This is a genomic window from Pelomonas cellulosilytica, from assembly GCF_021353265.1.
Classification (GTDB): Bacteria; Pseudomonadota; Gammaproteobacteria; order Burkholderiales; family Burkholderiaceae_C; genus Pelomonas; species Pelomonas cellulosilytica.
The window spans coordinates 422,684-440,239 of the sequence record NZ_JAJTWU010000002.1 but is presented as its reverse complement, the minus strand read 5'-3'; the positions used below and the strand labels follow the sequence as shown (position 1 = coordinate 440,239).

The window sequence follows — 17,556 nt, the reverse complement described above, 5'->3', positions numbered from 1 at the left end:
GCATTCGCCATTCCCCCGGGAGACCACCGTGCCCCAGTTGTCCAAGTTCCGCATCGCCCCGCTTGCCATCGCCGCGGCGCTGGCGACGCTCACATCCCTCAGTCCCGCGGAGGACTACGCGCCGCCCGGCGGCTTCGTCAAAGGCTCCGAGCGGCCGTGGTCGTACACGCCGCTGAACACCCACGTCGCCGTGCCAGCCGTCAAGGCCAAGGCCTGGGTGCGCCAGCCGCTGGATGCCTTCGTGCTGGCCAAGCTGGAGGAGAAGGGCGTCGCGCCGTCGCCCGAGGCCGACCGCCACACCTTCATCCGCCGCGCCACACTCGACGCCTGGGGCCTGCTGCCGACGCCTGAGGAAGTGGCCGCCTTCGTCAACGACAAGTCGCCCAAGGCCCACGAGAAGCTCGTCGACCGGCTGCTCGCCTCGCCCCGCTACGGCGAACGCCAGGCACGCCGCTGGCTGGACCTGAGCCGCTATGCCGACAGCGACGGCTACAACACCGACGGCACGCGACCCAACATCTGGCGCTACCGCGACTACGTCGTTAACGCGTTCAACGCCGACAAGCCCTTCGACCGCTTCGTCAAGGAGCAGATCGCCGGCGACGAACTGTGGCCCGACAAGCCCGAGGCGCTGATCGCCACCGGCTTCCTGCGCAACCTGCCCGACGAGATCAACGCCCGCGACCTGAATCTGAAGAAGCAGGAGGTCGCTAACGACCTGACCGACACGGTCGGTGCGGTGTTCCTCGGCACCACGCTCGGCTGCGCGCAGTGCCACGACCACAAGACCGAGAAGATCACGCAGCAGGAGTACTACCAGTTCCAGGCGTTCTTCTCCAACACGAGCTGGAAGGACGACGTCTCCCCGCTGACCGGCAAGGCCAAGGCCGACTACGACGCGCAGCTGGCCAAGTGGGAGGAGGCGACGCAGGACATCCGCGCGCAGCGCGACGCGCTGCTCAAGCCCGTGATCGAGAAGCTGGAGAGTGACCGGCTGTCCGGTTTCGTGCCGGCCACGCGCGAGTCCATCACCAAGCCGGCGTCCGAGCGAAACGCCTACGACCGCTGGATCTACCACCGCAACCTGTGGACGCTTTCCGGCCGCACGCGCAACGCCGAGAACCAGCTCAAGACGAAGGACAAGGAGGCCTACGCCAAGTACGAGGCGCTGACCGCGCAGCTCAGGAAGTTCGATGGCCTCAAGCCCAAGGACCCGGGCTACGTGAGCACCATCGTCGAACTGGGGCCTGACGCGCCGCCCACCAAGGTGCTGTTCAAGGGTATCTACGACCGCCCGCTGCAGGAGGTGCAACCCGGCCTGCCCGCGCTGCTGACCGACAACACGACGCTAGACATCAAGCCCACCGCCGCGTCGTCCGGCCGCCGCACGGCGCTGGCCAACTGGCTGGTGAGCCCCGACAACGGCCTGACGGCGCGCGTGTTCGTCAACCGGCAGTGGCAGCAGTTCTTCGGCCGCGGCATCGTCGAAACGGTGGCCGACTTCGGCAAGACCGGTACCAAACCCACGCACCCCGAGTTGCTCGACAAGCTGGCCGCCGACTTCGTGCAGAACGGTTGGAGCGTGAAGACGCTGCACAAGCAGATCCTGCTGTCGAGCACCTACCGCCAGGCCAGCGTGGTACGCGAGGTCAAGCCCGACCCGGACAACAAGCTGCTGTGGGCCTTCCCGCGCCAGCGCCTGGAGGCCGAGCAGCTGCGCGACTCGCTGCTGGCCGCGGCCGGCGTGCTGGAGGAGAAGCGCGGCGGCCCGTCGGTGTTCCCGCCCATCCCGCCCAACTTCGACATCGGCGGCCAGCGCAACCGCTGGCAGGTGTCTGAAGACCCGCGCGACCACAACCGCCGCAGCCTGTACGTGTTCGTGCTGCGCAACTCGCCCTACCCGCTGCTGGAGACCTTCGACTGGGCCAACCCGCAGTCGCCACACTTCAAGCGCGACGTGACGACGACGGCACCGCAGGCCCTTGCGCTGGTCAACAGCGACCTGGTGCTGGGCTGGAGCCAGGCGCTGGCCGGCCGCGTGATACAGGAGGCCGGCCCGAACGAGACCGCGCAGATCGACCGCGTCTACGAGATCCTGTTCTCGCGCAAGCCCACCGCCAAGGAGAAGGACAAACTCCTCGCCTTCCTGAACGCGCAGGAGGCGCTGCAGGCCGAGCAACTCGCCGCGGTCAAGAAGCCACACCTGCCCGAAGGCTGGGGCGTGGACCCGAAGTTGGCCCGGCAGATCGACGGCTTCTACAAAGCCGCCTACCAGCGTGAGCCGGACCGCTACGAGCGCACCGCCTTCCTGGCCTACCTCGACCAGCAGGCCGCCAAGCGCCGCAAATCCGACGGCGGCGGCGATGGTGAGGATGACGGCGGCAGTGCCGCGCCGGCCGCCACCACGCCTACCACCAGCGTGGGCAAGAGCCCGGTCAAGGGCCAGAGCAAGGCTCGAGCCGCCGCCTTCGTCGACCTGGTCCACACGCTGGTCAACACCAACGAATTCACCTACCGCTTCTGAGGGACGCCATGAGCCATCACCATCATTCCCGTCGCCACTTCCTCGGCACCGCCGCCGGCGCTGCCACCGCGGGCGCCTTCGGCCTCGGTGGTCTGGGCGGCCTGAACGCCGCCTTCGCTGCTGAGCTGTTCGACCCCACCACGCCGCGCCAGCCCCACCACGCGCCCAAGGCCAAGGCGGTGATCTGGCTGCACATGGCCGGCGCGCCCAGCACGCTGGACCTGTTCGACCACAAGCCGGACCTCATCAAGCTCGCCGGCACGCCGTTGCCCGACAGCTTCGGCAAGGACCTGAAGACCGCTACCGACGGCGGCGTGGGCAACCTCTACGCCAGCAAGCGCACGTGGAAGCAATACGGCGAGACGGGCGCGTGGGTGTCGGACCTGCTGCCGAATATCGCCAAGCAGGTGGACGACATCGCCTTCCTGAAGGGCAGCAAGACCGAAGGCAGCACGCACGTCATCGCGTCGCTGAAGCTGCACACCGCCGGCCTCGTGCCGGGCAGGCCGGCGCTGGGCTCCTGGGTGCAGTACGGCCTGGGTTCCGCCAACCCCGACCTGCCGGCCTTCGTCGTGCTGCCCACCGGCGTGGGCGCGGCCGGCGGCGGCCGCGGTGCGGTGATCTGGAGCAGCGGCTTCCTGCCCGCGGCGCTGCAGGGCACGCCGTTCCGCAAGGGCGACTCACCCATCCTGCACCTGGCGCGGCCGGACGGCATCACCGAGAAGGAGCAACGCGCCCAGCTCGACCTGCTGCGCAGCCTGAACGGCGACCTCTCCGATCGCTACCCCGGCGACACCGAACTCGTCGCCCGCGCCAAGAGCTACGACCTGGCCTACCGCATGCAGGTCTCCGCCCCCGAAGCCGTGGACCTCACCAAGGAAACCGCTGCAACGCGCGCGGCCTACGGCATCGGCACGAAGGAAACCGACGAGTACGGCACCGCGCTGCTGCGCGCCCGCCGGCTGGTGGAGCGCGGCGTGCGCTTCATCCACGTCATCTCCGGCGCACCGGACAACAGCGTGGACAGCTGGGACGCGCACAACAACCTGGAGAAGAACCACGCGGTCATGTGCAAGCAAGTCGACCAGCCGGTCGGCGCGCTGCTGGCCGACCTGAAGGCGCGCGGCCTGCTGGACACGACGCTGGTCGTCTGGGCCTCGGAGTTCGGCCGCACGCCGTACGGGCAGTCGGGCAACGGGCGCGACCACAACCCCTGGGGCTACACGCAGTGGATCGCGGGCGGTGGCGTGAAGCCGGGCACGTATGGTTCGACCGATGCCATCGGGTTGCGCGCCGAGAGCGGGGTGGTGGACACCTACGACCTGCAGGCCACCCTGCTGTGGCAGCTGGGGCTGAACCACAAGAAGCTGGTGTTCGCGCATCAGGGGCGGGCGGAGAAGGCGACCACCGTGTTTGGCGATGTCATCAAGGAAATCCTGGCCTGATGGTCTGAATGGGCGCCTTTCGGGGCGGCGCTCTTCATCGCGGCATTGCAGGGAGTCCCGCCCGGCGGCGCGGTCGGACTCCCGGCAACCACCCCAACGGGTCAAAACCGCCCGTCGACAAACGACCCAACAGCCCGCGCAAAAGCAGCACCCAATGTCCAAGAACCTCCTAGCCGCCCTGCTCCTCCCGCTGCTCGTCACAACCACCGTCATCGCCGCCGAAGGTCTGACAGCTGACGACATGCGTGACGCCGAGGACACGCTGCACAACCTCGACTCGCGCATCAGCCTGCAGGACCGGAAGGCGCTCGACGACGCGAAGGAACTGGCCCGCTACTTCCAACAGGTCGAAGGTCACTTCAGCGCCAAGGCCGACGCGACCCGCGGCGTGGAGTTCTCGCGCAAGTCGCAGGCCCACGCGAAAGCGATCGTCGACGCCGTCGAGGCCGGCAACTACGACGCCGCGATGGACGCCCTCGGCGACCTGACGCGCAGCTGCAAGACCTGCCATGAGGTCTACAAGAAGCCCAAATGAAACGCCTCCTGCTGCTGGCCTTGCTGGCCCTCTCCGTTACGACGCTGACCCGGGCCGCCACGCGGCTGGAACTCGGCCTATGGATGCGCGCCATCGACGCCAAGACCGTCAGCGTGCAGAAGCACCTGGCCGCCGGCCGCCAGGACGACGCCATCGCCGACGCGCAGGCGCTGCAGAAGCTCTACGCCGACATGGCCATCTATTTCGAGCGCGACTATCCCGCGGCCGATGCCGTGGGCTTCTCGCGCGACGGCGAGAAGTGGGCGGCCGCCATCCCCGGCCACGTCGCCAACGGCGACCTCACAGCCGCCACCCAGGCCGCACGCGCCATCTCACTCGCCTGCAACGACTGCCACGACCCCTACAAGCCCTTGCCATGAAGCCAATCGCCCTCTCAGTCGCGCTCGCCCTCTCAGGCGGTGCGCATGCCGCCCTCAAGCCAGGTGACGCCGCGCCCGACTTCAAGGCCAGCGCGGCCTTCGCCGGGAAGACCATCGACGTGCAGCTCAAGGACGCGCTCGCCAAGGGCCCCGTCGTCGTCTACTTCTACCCGGCCGCGTTCACCGGCGGCTGCAACCTGCAGGCGCACGAGTTCGCCGAGAACGTGGCGCGCTTCACCGCCGCCGGCGCGACCGTCATCGGCGTGTCGGGCGACGGCATTGAGCGACTACGCGAGTTCTCCACCGACCCGGAGACCTGCGCTGGCCGGCTGACCGTCGCGTCCGATGCGGCCGGCCAGATCGCACGCGGCTTTGACATCGCCACCACGGCCACGCCACCCGGCCGCAAGACGACCCGGGGCCAGGAGATCACGCACGCGCGTGCTGAGCGCACGACCTTCGTCATCGGCCGGGACGGCCGCATCGTCGCGACCGTCGGCGGCGTCTCGCCGGTCGAGAACGTGAACGCCGTGCTGGCCGCCGTGCAGCAGCTCGCACCCGAGCCGACCCGCGCCAGGGGCGTGCCCGGCGTCGTCGCGGACGGCACGCCCATCGTCGTGCTGGGCGACGGCTTCAAGGGCACCGAAGGCCCGGTCGGCCTGCCCGACGGCAGCCTGCTCTTCACCGAGACGCAGGACGCCCGCATCACGCGCATCGCCAGCGACGGCCACCTGTCCACGCACCTGCTCAACACCAACGGCGCCAACGGCCTGGGCTTCTCGCCCACCGGCGAACTGGTGGCGGTGCAGGTGAACGACACGCGCGTCGGCACGCTGGGCGATGCCGCGAAGACGCTCGCCAGCGACTGGGGCGGCAAGCCCTTCGGCCGGCCCAATGACCTGGTCGTCGCGCGCGACGGCACGATCTACTTCACCGACTCCGGCCGCAACGCCAACCAGGCCGCCCCCGTCGGTACCGCCGAGCCCGCGCCGCCGGCCGTCTACCGCCTCAAGGCCGGCCGGCTCGACCGTATCGCCACCGACATCACCCGCCCCAACGGCATCCAGCTGAGCCCCGACGAGAAGACGCTGTACGTCGCTGACACAGCCGGCGACTCCGTGCTGGCCTACGCGCTGCAGGCAGACGGCAGCCTCGGCCCGCGCCGCAACTTCGTCAGGCTCGCCGGCTACCGCCAGGCGCAGAACGGCAGCTGGAGCAGCGGCGCCGACGGCCTGGCCATCGACGCGCAGGGTCGGCTCTACGTTGCCACGAATGTCGGAGTCGAGGTGTTTGATGCCGCAGGCCAGGCGCTCGGCGTCATCTCGCTGCCCAAGCAGCCGCAGAACCTGGCTTTCGCCGGCGTCGACAAGAAGCAGCTCTTCATCGTCGGCCGCGGCGCGGCCTGGCGCATCGACACGCTGGCGCAGGGCTACACCGGCCGCGCGAAATGATCACCCCTCCCCCACCAACGAGAGCCTCCATGAAGACCATCCTCTCCGTTCCTGCTGCCATGCTGCTGACGCTGTCGGCCGCGGCACCCGCCCAGGCCCAGCAGGCCCCCAAGCCCGAGCAGTTGATCAAGTGGCGCCAGTCGGCTTACCAAGTCATCGCCTGGAACACCGGCCGAGTCAAGGCCAACGTCGACGGCAGCTACAACAAGGAAGACGCTCAGCGCGCCGCCAACACGATCGCCGCGGTCGCCAACGGCGGTCTGCCGGGCCTCTTCGCTACGGGCACCGAGAGCGGAAAGGGCTGGCACGACACGACGGCCAAACCCAGCGTCTTCAGCGACGCCGCCGGCTTCGGCACCGCCAACGCCAACTTCGCCAAGGAAGCCAACGAACTGGCCCGCGTGGCGCAGGGCGGGGACGTCGCCGCCGTGAAGGCCCAGCTCGCCGCGCTGCAGAAGACCTGCAAGGCCTGCCACGACGACTTCAGGAACAGCAACTGACCCTCTACCGGCTTCGCCGTGCCACAGCCAGAGGCCTGCCTTCCCCCTCCCAGGGGCGCCGCTGGTTGCCCGGCAAAGCACCATGCGCTTCCGTGAAGGCTCATATCGCGCAGCGACGTGATGCCGCAGCCAAAGCCTGCTCCACGGCGGCCGCTGGATGAATCGCTTCGCGCCGAGTGCGCGAAGCTCAGGATCACCCCATGAAAAATTCGCTCGTCTCTGCAGCACTGCTGCTCGCCTTCGGCGCTCAAGCCCAGACCGCGCCCACCGGCGCCGCCAGCGCGCCGCCGCCACCGCCGTTCACGTTCTTCGTCACGAGCGTGGGCGGCGGCAACGGCGCCAACTACGGCGGCCTGGCCGGTGCCGACGCGCACTGCCAGAAGCTGGCCGACGCGGCCGGCACGCCGTACAAGACCTGGCGCGCCTACCTCAGCACGCAGGGTGCAGGCGGCGTCAACGCGCGCGACCGCATCGGCAGGGGGCCGTGGACCAACGTGCGCGGCCAGGTCATTGCGCGCGACGTGGCGCACCTGCACGGCGATACGCTGGAGCTGGCCCAGCTCGGCAGCAACCTGACGCGCAACACCGCGCTGACCGAGAAGGGCGAACGGCCCAAGGCGGCCGGCGACACGCCCAACGAGCACGACATCCTTACCGGCTCCGCGCCGGACGGTCGCGCCTTTCCGGACGGCGCGGACAAGACGTGCAGCAACTACACGTCAGGCGCCGAGGACGGCGCCGTGCAGCTGGGCCACTTCGACCGCACCGGCGGCGGCAATGCGTCGTGGAACTCGGCGCACCCGAGCCGCGGCTGCAGCCAGCCCAAGCTGGTCAGCACGGGTGGGGCGGGGTTGCTGTACTGCTTCGTTGCGAACTGAAGCCCGCACGGGGTGCCCGCAGGCTCAGGCCGCCCCGGGCGCATGGCAGGCATTCATGCGTTCGTGCAGCGCCATTGCCATCGGCGTTACGCCGCAACGTACCTGATGCGCCAGCGGCGGCTGCAGGCGCCGAAGCCGCTGCGCCGGCTGAGCCGACCTCGCCAACGTTAACCGCGCATTCCGCCGCGAATCTGGCTGTTCACGGGGCCGGCTACGGCACAGCCAGCGGCAACATCGCCAGGGAAGCCGACGACGTCGGAACAGCTCGGGCGGCTACTTGCCTTTAGCCTGAGACGCTGCTCCGCTGGCCGTTGACTGTGGAGCGACTCCAGGGGTCTGGTCGGCGGGCTTGTCCTTGCTGACCGCAGTCTGGCCATTGCTGCCGAAGTAGAAGCCGAGCACCAACGTCACGACGGGCACCAATGACTTCGCGAACGTATCGAAAACCGACTGGCCAGGGTGTCCGCCGGCAGCAGGCGGCGGCACCAGCACGTAGAACGCCGCAGCCATCGCCATCAGCACGGCGACGGTGAAAAGCACGCCGAACGCTAGGTAGAGGCGGTAGCACTCCAGCCCGGCAATCGATGTGACCGTGCGGCAGTCGATATCTTTGGCGTAGAAACCAAACCCGATCCCTGCTCCGACCAAGATCAGCAGGAAAAGGAAAAAGGGCACGATTGCTTTCATGTCCGGCTCCCTTCAAAAGAAGCGAGTCGGCACGGTAAAGCCACGGCGTCAGCGCCGAATCCACAACATCGTGGAATCGACAGTGCCGTACGGTCAGGGCGTCTGGGCAGACTCCAGCCGTAACGCGGCCTCCACCGCCGCTAGCTCCGCCTCCGTCAGCGCCGCCCCGTTCGCCGCCCCCAGCGCATCGTCGATCTGCGCCAGCCGGCTCGCGCCGACCAGCACCGACGTCATGCCGGCGTGGCGCAGCACCCAGGTCAGCGCCAGCTGCGGCAGCGTCTGGCCACGAGCGTCGGCAATTGCCTTCAACGCGCGGACCACGGCGAGCTTGCCCTCCGTGAGGTCAGTCGGCTTCAGGAACCCGCCCTTGGCCGCCCGTGAATCGGCAGGGATGGCAGAGCTGAGATAGCGCTCGGTCAGGATGCCCTGTGCCAGCGGCGAGAACGCGATGCAGCCGATGCCCTCCTCGGCCAGAGTGTCGAGCAGGCCACCTTCAACCCAGCGGTCCAGCATGCTGTAGCGCGGCTGGTGGATGACGCAGGGCGTGCCTAGGCGCTTGAGGATGGCGCTGGCCTTGCGGGTCTGCTCGACGGAGTAGTTCGACAGGCCCACGTACAGCGCGCGGCCGCTGCGTACGGCGAAGTCCAGCGCACTCATCGTCTCCTCCAGCGGCGTGTCGGGGTCGGGCCGGTGGGAGTAGAAGATGTCGACATAGGGCAGGCCCAGGCGCTTGAGGCTGGCGTCCAAGCTCGCGATCAGGTACTTGCGCGAACCCCACTCGCCATAGGGCCCGGGCTGCATGCGGTAACCGGCCTTCGTGGAGATGATCAGTTCGTCGCGGTGCGCGTGCAGGTCCTCGCGCAGCACGCGGCCCATCGTCACCTCGGCCGAGCCAGGCGGCGGACCGTAGTTGTTGGCCAGGTCGAAGTGCGTGATGCCACGATCGAACGCGCCGAGGAGCATGTCGCGCGCGGTGTCGAAGCGGTCGACGTCGCCGAAGTTGTGCCACAGGCCCAGCGACAGCGTGGGCAGCAGCAGACCGCTGCGGCCGCTGCGGCGATAGGGCTGGCGCTCGTAGCGCTGCGGATCGGGGATGTAGGTCATCTGGAAGACTGGGGCAGCCATAGGGCGCCGGCATCGTACGCGAGGGCCGCCGGCCTGCCGCGGGATGCCGTTAGAAGCGGATCGTGACCGATGGCGCGCTGCGCCGCGACTCGCCGTGGAAGACCGCCTCGATGTTGTTGCCGTCCGGATCCAGCACGAACGCCGCGTAGTAGCCCGGGTGGTAGGGGCGCTCGCCGGGCGCGCCGTTGTCGCGGCCGCCGGCGGCCAGCGCCGCCGCATGGAACGCGTCCACCGCGGCACGGTTTGGCGCCTGGAAGGCCAGGTGCACGCGGCCGGTCAGCTGTCCTTGGGCGGCATGGCTCTCCGCCGTGGAGACGAACAGCTCGTCGGCCCAGAAATAGTCGGCGTCGCTGCCACCGAGAGGCACGCCTAGCACCTGCAGTGCCGTCTCGTAGAAACGCCGGCTGGCGGCCAGGTCTCGCACGACGAGATGCAGGTGGTCGATGAGCCGGCCTCGTTGCAGTTGCTGCGCTTCCATACGGGCTCCGCGGAACGGGTGGATGGGTTCTCGATGTTAGGCCGGCGCCGCCCGCCCAGGCCGCTAGACTCCGGCATGCCGATGACCCGGTGAGTTAGTAGATGCAACAAGACCAAGAGCCCGTCAAGGTCGCCGTTCTGGGCGGCTCGGCTGGCAGCATGGACGCTTTCGCCGCCGTGCTCTCCGGCCTGTCGGAACGGCCAGGATTTGCCGTGCTCGTCATCTGCCACCTGGACCCCACGCAGGAAAGCCAGCTCGACGGTATCCTGAAGCGGCACACTGCCATGCCGGTGGAGCGGCTGGCCCACATCCGCAAGATCGAGCACGACCGCGTCTACGTGCTGCCGGAAGACGCCACCCTGACAGCGCTGGACGGCCACTTCCGCATCACCAAGCGCGCCCCCGGGCCGCACATGCCGATCGACATCTGCCTGGCGTCGATGGCGCAGGATCCGGACGTCCAGGCCGCCGCCGTCATCCTGTCGGGCATCGGCAGCGATGGCGCTTCCGGCATCGTCGATCTGAAGGCGGGTGGCGCGCTGGTGCTGGTGCAGGCGCCGGCCACGGCCAGCCACGACGGCATGCCGGTGGCGGCGATCAACACCGGCCTGGTGGATGCGGTGCTGGCACCCAAGGACATCGCCACGCGGCTGCTGGAGGGATTCGGCAATGCGGCTGCCGACACGGACGCCGACCACGTCGACGACCTCACCGCGGCACTGGCCCTCGTGCAGGAGCGCACCGGCACGAATCTCGGCTACGTCAAGGACGTGAATCTGCGCCGCCGCTTCTTGCGCCGCGTGATGCTGAAGAAGGACCGCGACGTGCCGGCCTACCTGCAGCAGTTGCGCGCCGACCCGCGCGAGGCCGAGGCGCTGCGCGACGACATCCTCATCGGCGTGACGGCGTTCTTCCGCGACCCCGAATTCGTCGATGTGCTGCGGCTGACCGTCATTCCCAAGCTCATCGAGCTCAGGCGCGACCCCATCCGCGTCTGGGTGCCTGCCTGCTCCACTGGCGAGGAAGCCTACACGATCGCCATCCTGCTGCGCGAAGCGCTGGATGCCGGCGGGCTGGACACCAAGGTGCAGATCTTCGGCACCGACATCAACGAGGTCAGCATCGAGACGGCGCGCACCGCCCTGTACCCAGCCGCAGCGGTGGAGAACGTGCCGCCGGCCTACGTAGCCAAGGGCTTCGTGCAGACTGCCGGCCACTACGCCATCCGCAAGGACATCCGCACGATGTGCGTGTTCGCGCGGCACAACCTGATGACGCACGCGCCCTTCCTGGGCATGGACCTCATCAGCTGCCGCAACATGCTGATCTACCTGCGCAAGGAAGCGCAGGAGCATGTGATGGGCGTGCTGCACTACGCCGTGCGACAGGATGGCCATGTGCTACTGGGCCGCGCTGAGGCGGCGTCAGCAGCCCAGGGCTTCGAGCACGCCGGCGCACCCCACCTCTACCGCAAGATGGCCGACGGCAAGCGCTCGCGGCGCCACTGGCCGGCCGAGGCCATGCTTCCCTGGGCCGGCCCGCGCGACGACAGCGGCGGCCGCGCCAAGGTACAGACCGACCACGTCGACGCCGCCGTGACCCACTGCGCGCTGGACCGCTACGCGCCGCCGGGCTTCGCCGTGAACGATGCCGGCGACGTGGTGCAGTTCCGCGGCGACGTGTCGGGCTTCATCGCGCCGGTAACGGGCGAGGCCACGCTGTCGCTCGCGCGGCTGCTGCGCCCCGAGCTCAACGTGCCGGTGCGCACCGCATTGCTGGAGGCCAAGCAGTCGGGCGGGCCGGTGCGGCGCGAGCGCGTCGTCGTTGACGAGCGGGTCTACGCGCTGGAGGCCCTGCCCTTCACGGTGGGCACGGAGTCACGGCATTTCCTCGTCACGCTGGCGGAGCAGCGCGATGGCGCGCTGACGCTGGAGTCCGCCCTCACCGGTCAGGGCAACCGCGAAAGCGAGCTGGAGCGCACGGTGGTGACGCTGTCGGCCGAGCTGGACTCGGCCCAGGCGCAGCTGCGCACGATGGTGATGGAGTTCGAGTCGGCCAACGAGGAGCTGCGCACGTCCAACGAGGAGATGCTCAGCGCCAACGAAGAGATGCAGAGCGCCAACGAGGAGCTGCAGAGCGCGAAGCAGGAACTGGAGTCGACCAACCAGGAGCTGCACTCGCTGAACGAGGAGATGAAGGTCCGCAATGACCAGTTGGCCGTCGCGAACGACGACCTCGGCAACCTCGTCGAGGGCCTGCCGCTGGCCGTGCTGCTGCTGGACCGCCAGCTGCGGCTGCGCCACTTCACACCGCAGGCGGCCGAGCTATTCGACCTGCAGCCAGGCAGCGTCGGCCAGGCGATGCCGACGCTGAACTCGCGCTTCGCCATCGCTGACATCGAGCGCATGGTGGACGTGGCGGTCAAGGATCTGGCGGCCACCAAGACCGAGTACCGCGACGCCAGCGGCCATTGGTGGCTCGTCAACGTGCGCGCCTACCGCACGTCGGACGATCGCATCGACGGCGCCGTCATCGTGTTCGAGGACATCGACGACCTGAAGTCGGCCGTCTCGCGGGCCGACACCGCGCGGGCCGAGGCCGAGCAGGCCAACACCGCCAAGGACGAGTTCCTGGCGCTGGTGTCGCACGAGCTGCGAGCGCCGCTGAACGTCATCTCCGGCTGGGCATCCGTACTGGAGCGCACGCAGGCCGACGCGACCGACAGCGTCGAGCGCAAGGCCATCGCCACGATCCTGCGCCAGTGCCGATCGCAGGCCCAGCTCATCGACGACCTGCTCGACGCCTCGCGCATCACGTCAGGCCGCTTCGCGATCGACAAGCATCCGGTGGACCTCGGCGAGGCCGTGCTCGCGGTCCTGGAAAGCATGCTGCCGGCCGCCAAGGCGCGCGAGCTGACGCTGACAGGCAGCGGCCTGCGGCTGGGCCACCGGGTCAGCGGCGACGCGCGCCGGCTCCAGCAGATCGTCAGCAACATCGTCAGCAACGCGATCAAGTTCACGCCGCCCGGCGGCCGCATCGAGGTGGCGCTGACGCGCCTGGGCGGGCTGCTGGAGCTGTCGGTGGCAGACACCGGCATCGGCGTGGCCGACGAACATCTGCCGCACATCTTCGAGCGCTTCATGCAGGCCAACATGGGCCGCACGCGCGAGCACGGCGGCTTGGGGCTGGGGCTGGCCATCGTCAAGCACCTGGTGCAGGCTCACGGCGGCACCGTAACGGCGCTGAGCGAGGGGCTGGGCAAGGGCCTGCGCGTGCTGATGCGCTTCCCGGCGCTGGACGAACCCGCCGTGCTGGCCCGCCCGCAGCCGGTGGCCGGGCCGGTGGGCGGCGCGCTGCGGCTGGAGGTGCTCGTCGTCGACGACGACGCAGAGTCACGCGAGGCGCTGGGTGAGTTGCTCGGGCTCGTGGGCTCGCGCGTCGTGACGGCCGCCTCGGTCAGCGAGGCGCTGGCGGTGCTAGACCGGCACAGCTTCGACGCCATCGTCAGCGACCTGGCGATGCCCGGCCAGGACGGCTTCGAGCTGATGCGCAGCGTTCGCAGCCGCGAGATGCGCGATGGCCGGCCGCGTAGCTATGCGATCGCGCTGTCGGGCCTGTCGTCGCTGCAGGACCGCGACATGGCGCTGGCCGCCGGCTTCGACGAGCATGCCTCCAAGCCGGTGGACGCCGAGGCTCTGATCGGCTGGCTGGGCGTGGCGCGCGACCGCGTGCGCCAGCCCTGAACGCCCCGCAGCCGCAGCCGCGCCCAACGGCTGTTGTTACTGCCGCTGCACGCCCCAGCGTCGCACGGTGAGCCGCTCGATCGTGTCGAACACGAAGCGCTCGACCAGCCAGCCGATCAGAACGACGGTGGCCAGGCCGGCGAAGACCTTGTCCGTCATCAGCTCGTTGCGGCTTTGGAAGATGTACCAGCCCAGGCCACCACGGCCCGACGAGGCGCCGAAGAACAGCTCCGCGGCGATCAGCGTGCGCCAGGCGAACGCCCAACCTATGCGCAGCCCCGATAGGATGGCCGGCAGCGCCGAGGGCACGAGGATGTGCAGCACGTAGCGCAGGCCGGTGAGGCCGTAGTTGCGCCCGGCCATGCGCAGCGTCTCCGGCACGCCTTGAAAGCCCGACAACGTCGCCAGCGCCACCGGCCACAGCACCGCGTGAACGAGCACGAACACGAGGCTACCCGGGCCGAGGCCGAACCACAGCAGCGCCAGCGGCAGAAGAGCGATGGCCGGCAGCGGGTTGAACAGAGCGGTCAGGGCGCTCAGCACGTCGCGCCCGGTACGCGTCGCCACGGCCGCGGCGGACAGGCCCAGCGCCAGCGCGATGCCCAGGCCATAGCCCTGCAGCAGCAGGCCCAGCGAGATGCCGGTGCGCGTCAGCAGCTCACCGTTGCACAGGTCGTCCCACCAGGCCGCGGCGGCCTGCAGGAAGCCGGGCAGCAGCAAGTCGTTGCCGGCCCAGCGGGCAGCGGCCTCCCAAAGCAAGGCGATGGCGACAAGCACCAGCGCCTGGCGCAGGCCGTCGCGTTGCCACAGACGCTGCGCCAGGCCGACAGGAACTTCGGCTGCCTGCGCAGGCAGCGGCGGCAGCTCGAAGAGGACTTCGGGGCGGGAGGCGGGCAAAGTGTTCATCGTGCGGGCTCGAACAACAGGCGGTGGATGCGTTGCTGCTGCGTCTGGAAGGCCTCGCTGCCTGCGTTGTGCAGGCCGAACGTGGCCGCGTCCAGCTCGGCACGCACGCGGCCTGGGTGCGGCGACAGCAGAAGGATGCGGTTGCCGACGAGCAGTGCCTCGTCGATGGCGTGGGTGACGAAGATCAGCGTGAAGCGAAGTTCCTGCCACAGCCGCAGCAACTCCTCCTGCAGGCTGCGCCGCGTCAGCGCATCCAGCGCCGCGAAGGGCTCGTCCATCAGCAGCACGCGCGGGCGCATTGCGAGCGCTCGCGCGATGGCCACGCGCTGTTTCATGCCGCCGCTGAGCTGGTGCGGGTAGGCATCGGCAAAGCGCGCAAGGCCGACGGTGGCGAGCGCCTCGCCGGCACGCTGCAAGGCCTCGTCGCGCGCGCACTGGCGGGATGCGAGCAGGCCAAAGGCGACGTTGTCCAATACCGTTTTCCAGGGCGGGAGCTGGTCGAACTCCTGGAAGACGACGACGCGGTCAGGCCCAGGGCCGTGCACGGCTTGGCCGTCAAGCAGGATGTCGCCCGCACTGGCCGGCACGAAGCCGGCAATGGCCTTGAGCAGCGAGCTCTTGCCGCAGCCCGAGGCGCCCAGAAGCACGAAGCGGTCGGCCTGCTGCACCTGGAAACTCACCTCGTGGGTGGCCCGGATGCGCTGGCGGTCCGCGCGGTATTCCAGCGTGAGACCCCGGACTTGCAGCAGCGGCGACGCGGTGGCCGCCACGGCGGCGTGTTCAAGCATGCCCGTGGCCACCATGTTCAGCTCCCGTTGGCGATGTGGGCGTCATCGAAGAAATAGTCCTTCACGGACGCCGGCCGGTTCTTGATGGCCCCCACCCGATGCATGAACTCCGCGAGCGGATAGGTGTTCTCCGGCGTGACCTTGAAGTCCACCTCGGGGTTGCGGATGACCTTCAGCAGCAGCGCCCGGTCCACCTTGCTCTTGTTCGTGCGCAGGTAGATGTCCGCCGCCTTCTCCGGGTCGGCCTTCACGAGCCGTGCGGCCTCCGACAGTGCGTCGATGAAAGCCTTATAGGTCTTGGGGTTGTCCTTGCGGAACTTCTCCGTGGCGTACAGCACGGTGGCCGAGGCCGGACCGCCAAGCACGTCATAGCTCTTCAGCACGATGTGCGCCGCCGGGTTGCCGGCCAGCACCTGCTCCTGGAAGGGCGGGTTGCCGAAGTGGGCGCTGATTTCGGTGCCGCCCTTGATGAGCGCCGCAGTGGCCTCGGGATGGGGCAAGGCGACCTGCAGCCTGTCCAGGCGGTTGAACTGCGCATCGCCCCACAGCTTGGCGGAGGCCAGCTGCAGGATGCGCGACTGAACCGAAACGCCGACCGCCGGCGTCGCGATGCGGTCCTTGTCGCCGAAGTCAGCGATTCCCTTGACGGCAGGGTTCGTGCTGACGAGGTAGTACGGGAAGTTGCCGAGCGACGCCACGCCGCGTACGTTCTGCTTGCCATGCGTGCGGTCCCAGATCGTCAGCAATGGGCCGACGCCAGCGCCGGCGATGTCGATACCGCCCGACAGCAGCGCCTCGTTGACGGCCGCGCCGCCGGACAGCTCGACGAACTCGACCTGCAGCTCCGGCAGGCCCTGCGCCTTGCCATGCTTCTGGATCAACTGCTGGTCCTTGGCCACGTCCAGCAGCAGGTAGACGATGCCGAACTGCTCGGCGATGCGGATGCGCCCTTCGGCCTGCGCCAGCAGTGGCAGCGCGACGAGGTAGGTGAACGCCAGGCGGCGCAGGATCGTGCGAACGGTCAACTCATTCTCCAGATGTGGTGTCTTGCTCAGCGGTGCCGCCCGAGGGGCTCGCGAAGCGAACAGAAGCGCTCAATAAGGCGCGTCGCCTTCGATGGTGGTGCGGTGCAGCCGGCGGCGCAGCTCGGGCGGGCAGCCGGTGGCCAGGTGGGTGACGGAACGGTTGTCCCAGAACACCATGTCGCCCGGCTGCCAGTGGTGTCGGTACTGCAGTTCAGGCCGCGTCGTGTGGTCGAACAGCTCGGCCAGCAGCGCACGGCTCTCGTCGTCGGGCAGGCCGACGATGCGGGTCGTGAAGTGCTCGCTGACGAACAGCGCGAGCCGACCAGTCTCCGGGTGCGTGCGCACGACCGGGTGCACGACGGGCTTGACCTCGGCCACCTGGGCCTCGCTGAGTTTGGGCCGCCACGGGCTGCGCGCGCGCAGCTCCTCGTACTTGGCGAGGTAGGAATGCTCGGCCTTCAGGCCGCGCACGCGCTGCTTGAGCGCCGACGGCAGCGCCACCCAGGCGGCATGCTGGTCGGCGAACAGGGTGTCGCCGCCCTCGCTGGGCAGTTCCTGCGCCAGCAGCATGGAGCCGAGGCTGGGCGTCTCCTTGTACGACAGGTCCGAATGCCAGAAGTGCCCCGCGTCGCCCAAGCCGACGGGCTCGCCGTTCTCTACGATATTGGACACCACCAGCACCTCCGGATGTCCGGGCAGCTGGAACTGGTGCAGCACGTGGATCTGCAGCGGGCCGAAGCGGCGGCTGAACGCGACCTGCTGGCCGGGCGTGATGCGCTGGTCGCGGAACACCAGCACATGGTGGTCCAGGTGCGCGCGATGGATCCGGCGGAAGTCGTCGTCGGCCAGCGGCCGGCTCAGGTCCAGGCCCCGCACCTCGGCGGCGAACGTGCCCGGCAGCGGGCGGATCTCGATGCTTGACGTGGGAGACGGCGGACGAATTGCCGCGTCTGCCAGGACGGTGTCTCTCATGACGGTCCTCTAACGGAGAACCTGGAAGGCTAGGCCCGTGCGGAGCGCCCGCCAACGAAGCAAAACGACGGCCCTTATGCGGTGGCCGCATGGCGCGCCGCCGGATTCAGCGGGCGAGC

General features: G+C 69.1%; 15 protein-coding genes. 8 read left to right on the top strand and 7 right to left on the bottom strand.

The features are described from left to right. Positions 1-28 precede the first annotated feature (28 nt). The 7 genes from LXT13_RS05940 to LXT13_RS05910 all read left to right on the top strand — a co-directional run bounded on the left by LXT13_RS05940 (position 29) and on the right by LXT13_RS05910 (position 7,713). The gene (locus LXT13_RS05940) at positions 29-2,524 is read left to right on the top strand and encodes a DUF1553 domain-containing protein (RefSeq protein WP_233370770.1); all 2,496 of its coding nucleotides are present in this window, start codon (positions 29-31) and stop codon (positions 2,522-2,524) included. An 8-nt stretch (positions 2,525-2,532) separates the two neighbouring features. Further along, positions 2,533-3,969: a DUF1501 domain-containing protein gene (locus tag LXT13_RS05935; protein ID WP_233370768.1), complete on the top strand. Its 1,437-nt coding sequence runs from the start codon at positions 2,533-2,535 to the stop codon at positions 3,967-3,969. Positions 3,970-4,123: 154 nt separating this feature from the next. Next, entirely contained in the window at positions 4,124-4,504 is a 381-nt protein-coding gene (locus LXT13_RS05930) for a cytochrome c (protein WP_233370767.1), read from the top strand. After that, positions 4,501-4,884, top strand: a complete 384-nt coding sequence (locus LXT13_RS05925) for a hypothetical protein (protein ID WP_233370765.1) — start codon at positions 4,501-4,503, stop codon at positions 4,882-4,884. Before LXT13_RS05930 ends, LXT13_RS05925 begins: the two co-directional genes overlap by 4 nt. Then, positions 4,881-6,335 carry an SMP-30/gluconolactonase/LRE family protein gene (locus tag LXT13_RS05920; protein WP_233370762.1) on the top strand — a complete coding sequence of 485 codons (1,455 nt, stop codon included), beginning with the start codon at positions 4,881-4,883 and terminating at the stop codon, positions 6,333-6,335. The genes LXT13_RS05925 and LXT13_RS05920 overlap by 4 nt, the downstream gene beginning before the upstream one ends. Before the next feature lie 29 nt (positions 6,336-6,364). Then, positions 6,365-6,835: a c-type cytochrome gene (locus LXT13_RS05915; protein WP_233370761.1), complete on the top strand. Its 471-nt coding sequence runs from the start codon at positions 6,365-6,367 to the stop codon at positions 6,833-6,835. A 200-nt stretch (positions 6,836-7,035) separates the two neighbouring features. Next, a complete protein-coding gene (locus LXT13_RS05910) occupies positions 7,036-7,713 on the top strand; it encodes a lectin (RefSeq protein WP_233370759.1) in 678 nt (225 codons plus the stop codon). A gap of 273 nt (positions 7,714-7,986) precedes the next feature. Here the strand turns inward: LXT13_RS05910 and LXT13_RS05905 are convergent, their stop codons facing one another. The 3 genes from LXT13_RS05905 to LXT13_RS05895 form a co-directional block, all read right to left on the bottom strand. Further along, positions 7,987-8,400, bottom strand: a complete 414-nt coding sequence (locus tag LXT13_RS05905) for a hypothetical protein (protein WP_233370757.1) — start codon at positions 8,398-8,400, stop codon at positions 7,987-7,989. A gap of 93 nt (positions 8,401-8,493) precedes the next feature. Beyond that, the gene (locus tag LXT13_RS05900) at positions 8,494-9,504 is read right to left on the bottom strand and encodes an aldo/keto reductase (protein WP_233371212.1); all 1,011 of its coding nucleotides are present in this window, start codon (positions 9,502-9,504) and stop codon (positions 8,494-8,496) included. 70 nt (positions 9,505-9,574) lie between these two features. Then, positions 9,575-10,003 (bottom strand): VOC family protein, encoded by a 429-nt coding sequence (locus tag LXT13_RS05895; protein ID WP_233370756.1) that lies wholly within the window; start codon positions 10,001-10,003, stop codon positions 9,575-9,577. Between the two features lie 101 nt (positions 10,004-10,104). Here LXT13_RS05895 and LXT13_RS05890 point away from each other — a divergent pair, with 101 nt between their 5' ends. Beyond that, positions 10,105-13,746, top strand: a complete 3,642-nt coding sequence (locus tag LXT13_RS05890; RefSeq protein ID WP_233370754.1) for a CheR family methyltransferase — start codon at positions 10,105-10,107, stop codon at positions 13,744-13,746. 36 nt (positions 13,747-13,782) lie between these two features. Here the strand turns inward: LXT13_RS05890 and LXT13_RS05885 are convergent, their stop codons facing one another. The 4 genes from LXT13_RS05885 to LXT13_RS05870 all read right to left on the bottom strand — a co-directional run bounded on the left by LXT13_RS05885 (position 13,783) and on the right by LXT13_RS05870 (position 17,437). Then, a complete protein-coding gene (locus tag LXT13_RS05885; protein WP_233370753.1) occupies positions 13,783-14,652 on the bottom strand; it encodes an ABC transporter permease in 870 nt (289 codons plus the stop codon). Continuing rightward, positions 14,649-15,440: an ABC transporter ATP-binding protein gene (locus LXT13_RS05880; RefSeq protein ID WP_233370752.1), complete on the bottom strand. Its 792-nt coding sequence runs from the start codon at positions 15,438-15,440 to the stop codon at positions 14,649-14,651. Before LXT13_RS05880 ends, LXT13_RS05885 begins: the two co-directional genes overlap by 4 nt. 17 nt (positions 15,441-15,457) lie before the next feature. After that, entirely contained in the window at positions 15,458-16,465 is a 1,008-nt protein-coding gene (locus LXT13_RS05875; RefSeq protein WP_419964648.1) for an ABC transporter substrate-binding protein, read from the bottom strand. A 69-nt stretch (positions 16,466-16,534) separates the two neighbouring features. After that, complete coding sequence (locus LXT13_RS05870; protein WP_233370749.1) at positions 16,535-17,437, bottom strand: TauD/TfdA dioxygenase family protein; 903 nt, start codon at positions 17,435-17,437, stop codon at positions 16,535-16,537. Positions 17,438-17,556 lie beyond the last annotated feature (119 nt).